Here is a 2,040-nt window from a genome sequence, read left to right as displayed (position 1 = left end):
GTCCAACGCCGCGCCGTTCTTCGCCGCCGCGCTCGTCACCGGCGGCCGGGTCACCGTCCGCGCTGATCTGACTCGGAGTCGACCAAAACTGTCGACAAATATGTAGATCGAGGCGGTTGTTGCGCCCGCACGCGCAATCCCGTCCCGATAACAGAAAGTCGCGGAGAGTTTCTGGCAGATCGTCAGCTTGTGTGGAAACTGGGAGGATTGATAACGATACAGATACGGAACTGTCCTGATTTCGCATGGTGGTTTGCGGATCTCCGGGGCTCAATAGGATTCATCTGGTTCATAACCCCGCAGAGGCGCCACAGGGGGCGCTCGCGGCAAGGCAAGTCGGCGGGCTGCCCATCGGCACGGCCCGGCCCGGAGGGAAACCAGATGGTTCAGATGCAGGGGCGGAGTCTTCCCCGCATAGCTACTGTCATGCTCACGACCAGCCTCGCGCTGGGCGGAGGTCTGTTCGCGGCCGGTGCGGCGGCTGCGGCCGCACCCGGCGCGGGCGTGACCGCCATCGTCCAGGACACGATGCTCGGCGAGCAGATCGACATCGAGGGCGGCGACAGCGTCAAGGGCGGTCTGTTCACGCTCAGGACGGCCAGCGGTGAGCTCCAGACCTACTGCATCGACTTCGGCAACCCCGTCTACCTCGACAGCGGGGCGCAGTACCAGGAGTCGGACTGGAAGTCGAGCTCGCTCGGCCGCAAGGAGAAGGCGGAGGACGCCTCCAAGATCCGCTGGATCCTGGAGAACTCCTACCCGCAGGTCACCGACCTCACCAAGCTGTCCAAGGACGCCGGCATCATCGACGGCGTGCTGTCCCCCGAGGACGCCGCCGCCGGCACCCAGGCCGCGATCTGGAAGTTCTCGGACGGCAAGAACGCCACCCCGCAGGACGCCAAGGCCAAGCAGCTGCGCGACTACCTGATCGGCGACAAGAACAAGGGCGTCGCGGCCGAGCCGAAGCCCTCGCTGACCCTCGCCCCGGAGTCGGCCTCCGGGAAGTCGGGCGGCAAGGTCGGCCCGTTCACGCTCAACTCCAGCGCCGCCCAGGTGAAGCTGGCGGTGGCCGGTTCGGCCGCCGACAAGATCAAGGTCCTCGACAAGGACGGCAAGCAGGTCAACGGCGCCCTCAACGGCCCGATCGCCAAGGACACCCAGCTCTTCCTGGACGTCCCGGCCGGCACCCCGGACGGTGGGGCCACCCTCACCGCCTCGGCCGAGACGGTCGTGCCCAGCGGCCGCGTCTTCCTCAGCGAGGGCTACACCCCCGAGAAGCACAGCCAGACCATGATCCTGGCCGGCTCCAGCAAGCTGAGCGTCAGCGCCACCGCCAAGGCCACCTGGAAGCAGGGCAAGGGCGCGCTGCTCGACAGCATCGCCCAGGTCGAGTGCGACAGCAACGGCGTGCGGGTGACCGTCGCCAACGGCGGTGACGAGGCCGGCACCGTCAACGTGAAGCCGGTGGGCAAGGACCTGGTCGTCCAGCCCGGCAAGACCGAGAGCCTGGTCGTCCCGGTCAACAACAAGGCCGCCTACGACATCACCGTCACCGGCCCGAACGGCTACACCAACAACTTCAAGGGCATCCTGGACTGCAAGGGCACCGGCACCCCGGTGACCCCGAGCACCAGCCCGTCCACCCCGTCGGTGACCCCGAAGCCGACCACCCCGGGCGCCACCCCGTCGGGCACCCCGTCCGCCTCGGTGAGCACCGCCGCCCACCCGGCCCCGGTCGCCACCAGCTCGGCCCCGGGCACCGGTGGTCTGGCCCAGACCGGTGCCAGCAGCAACACCCCGATCCTGGCCGGTGTCGCCGGCGCCCTGGTCATCGCCGGTGGTGCCGCGGTGTTCTTCCTGCGTCGCCGTGGCCGCCACGGTGGCAGCGCCGCCTGAACCCGGTAGCCACCGGTAACCGGTAGGACGCACCAGCCGCACGGCTGAGCAACGCCACGGCCCGGCTCCCCGCACCAGCTGCGGGGAGCCGGGCCGTCGGCGTTACGGGCGGGGTGGCCTCCGGCGGGTGGGTCGCCGACAGGC

1 protein-coding gene is annotated in these 2,040 nt (G+C 69.2%); it reads left to right on the top strand.

Annotated features, from left to right (window positions below; all coding sequences use genetic code 11):
- The first annotated feature begins 426 nt into the window (after window positions 1–426).
- Window positions 427–1,896: a Cys-Gln thioester bond-forming surface protein gene (locus AB0O00_RS37120; RefSeq protein WP_363659107.1), complete on the top strand. Its 1,470-nt coding sequence runs from the start codon at window positions 427–429 to the stop codon at window positions 1,894–1,896.
- Window positions 1,897–2,040 lie beyond the last annotated feature (144 nt).

Source organism: Kitasatospora sp. NPDC093558 (assembly GCF_040683475.1).
In the GTDB taxonomy this organism is placed as follows: Bacteria; Actinomycetota; Actinomycetes; order Streptomycetales; family Streptomycetaceae; genus Kitasatospora.
The sequence above is the reverse complement of the archived record's forward strand: the minus strand, read 5'-3'. Positions and strand labels throughout refer to the sequence as shown.

Excerpts from the sequence above, each read along its gene's own strand:
- AB0O00_RS37120 (WP_363659107.1), top strand. The coding sequence starts at position 427 with ATGCTCACGACCAGCCTCGCGCTGGGCGGAGGTCTGTTCGCGGCCGGT.